Source organism: Pseudomonas sp. P5_A2_2 (assembly GCF_054177685.1).
In genome coordinates, this window is the sequence record NZ_JBGCUL010000858.1 from 1 (window position 1) to 1911 (window position 1911).

The window sequence follows — 1911 nt, forward strand, 5'->3', positions numbered from 1 at the left end:
ACGTACGTTGATCCCTTGCACCGACTCGGCGCTGACGATGTCCAGGTAGGCGGTAATTTGCCGGCCTTCAATGGAGTGGGTTGTGGTGGTGATCATGGGTGTTCCTTCCTGTTCAGAAATTCAGCCAGCGCATTGCCGGGAACTGGAAATAGCTGCAGTCTTCAAAACGCACAGTGCGATCAGCGGGGGGGTGGCAAACCGGCCATCCAGCCGGATCGGCTTGTTCACTGCTTAAGCATGGGCCTCGCGATCAAGAACATCAGCGACCCACTGATTGATACTTTTGTGGGCTAACTGAGCTTTCACAGCAACCGTAGCGTGAAGGGCTGGGGCCAGGCGCAGACTGAGATGGCCTGAATAGGGTTTCTGTGGGGTGCGGCCGAGTTTGGCGCAAGTCTCCAGATAATCGGTGACGGCCTCTTCGAATGCGCTGCGAAGTTCTTTGACTGACTCACCGTGAAACCCGACAACATCCTTGATGCCCGCAATGTGGCCGACGAACAGGCCGTCTTCGTCGCTGTACTCGATCCGGGCTGAGTAGCCGTTGTAGGTCATTACGCTCACGGGGTAACTCCTGCTTGTTCAAGGAAAGCCCGGGCGTCACGCACCTGGTAGGGCTTGGCTTCTTTGTCGGGGTGGGGCCGGTGAAAAGTGGCCACCACACCATTCAGTTCAAAACGTACTCGTGAACCATTGCCTTCGATGGTTCTGGCCCCTGCAGCGCCGAACAAGGATTCGATGCGGGACCACTCCATGTTTGCTGGGGCTGGTCTTGAAAATACGGCTTTGAGGGTGCTGAGCTGTTTATTATTCATGGTATTATATCATGATACCGTGCAGGGTTTAGCAACCGCGAATGACATCGCTGATGCGTGGGAGAAGCCTCTAACGCGCGCTTTAAAAAACGCCGCTTATCCAGAACAGGAAAGCGGCGTTTTCGTGTGGAAGGGTTTGTTTTGCACGGTAGGCAGGATATCGGGGTGACTCTCGCCGGGGTTGTAGGCAATTTCCTAGAGTTGCGTAAAGCGTTACGCTTGCTGCGTTTTTAGCTGGTCCCTCCCCCCACGCTAACCTATGTGGCGATCACAGAAGCGCGCCCTGTTTGCTCAGCGTTACTTAGCCAACTCAGGAGCAGGTGCACAGAGTGTTGGATTAACGCCCAGAGACATCAGCAATCAGCCCAGATCCCGGAACCTGTGGTGTTCAAATGGCGAAAGCGCTATCCGGAGGCGGGTCTTGAGGGATTGAACGACCCTGCCTCGAAGTGGCCAGCCTCGCAAGCTCAGCACTCAAAAGATGAAGAAAGCTCTTACGCTGACCACCCAGCGCGTGCCGCGTGAGGCGACGCATTGGAGTGGCAGTGATCAGAGTAGGATAAGATGCCTGCAAATCAGGCTTGCCGTGAGTAGCCCCGCATGACAGATAACAGTCGGAACACCACCCGTCTGATCAAGAAGTACCCGAATCGCCGTCTGTATGACACGCACACCAGCAGTCATTTGACCCTTGCGGATATTCGCCAATTGGTCGTCGATAGAATCCCGTTCGAGGTGGTCGACGCCAAGACTGGCGAGGATCTGACCCGAAGTATTTTGCTGCAGGTCATTCTGGAAGCCGAAAGTGGCGGTGAGCCGATATTCTCCAGCGAGATGCTCATGGGGATTATCCAGTTCTACGGTCCCTACCAGAGCGTCCTCGGCAGCTACCTGGATAAAAGCATCCAGACGGTCATCGACATCCAGTCCCAGACCGGCGCTCAGTCATCTGAAGGAGCGAGTTCATGCACCAGCAAGCAAGCACCGGTCATGCAGGATTTGATGCGCCAGTATGTCGACCAGTCAAAAGCCCTCTACCTGAACACTCAGAACCTCTTCGGCCTGTTCGGCGGCATGCCACCAGGCAAGCCAGGTG

At 55.4% G+C, this 1911-nt stretch carries 4 protein-coding genes and 1 pseudogene; 2 read left to right on the plus strand and 3 right to left on the minus strand.

Features of this window, described 5'->3' with window-relative positions; genetic code table 11:
* From ACXRVY_RS26585 to ACXRVY_RS26595, 3 genes are all read right to left on the minus strand, one after another.
* The coding region (locus tag ACXRVY_RS26585) for a heavy metal-binding domain-containing protein (protein ID WP_458238685.1) at nt 1–96 on the minus strand (96 nt) is incomplete at its 3' end.
* Nucleotides 97–231: 135 nt separating this feature from the next.
* Nucleotides 232–564 carry a type II toxin-antitoxin system HicB family antitoxin gene (locus ACXRVY_RS26590; protein WP_223462219.1) on the minus strand — a complete coding sequence of 111 codons (333 nt, stop codon included), beginning with the start codon at nt 562–564 and terminating at the stop codon, nt 232–234.
* Nucleotides 561–815 carry a type II toxin-antitoxin system HicA family toxin gene (locus tag ACXRVY_RS26595; protein WP_223462218.1) on the minus strand — a complete coding sequence of 85 codons (255 nt, stop codon included), beginning with the start codon at nt 813–815 and terminating at the stop codon, nt 561–563. Before ACXRVY_RS26595 ends, ACXRVY_RS26590 begins: the two co-directional genes overlap by 4 nt.
* Nucleotides 816–1149: 334 nt before the next feature.
* On the opposite strand from ACXRVY_RS26595, the pseudogene ACXRVY_RS26600 reads away from it, so the two are divergent.
* Nucleotides 1150–1356 (plus strand): annotated as a pseudogene (locus ACXRVY_RS26600) (helix-turn-helix domain-containing protein); the annotation flags it as partial.
* A gap of 59 nt (nt 1357–1415) precedes the next feature.
* Nucleotides 1416–1911, plus strand: a 496-nt coding sequence (gene phaR, locus ACXRVY_RS26605) for a polyhydroxyalkanoate synthesis repressor PhaR (RefSeq protein WP_458238684.1), incomplete at its 3' end; no start/stop codon positions are given.

What these genes read in the sequence shown, in the direction of transcription:
- ACXRVY_RS26595 (WP_223462218.1), bottom strand. Translation starts at nt 815, where the DNA reads ATGAATAATAAACAGCTCAGCACCCTCAAAGCCGTATTTTCAAGACCA.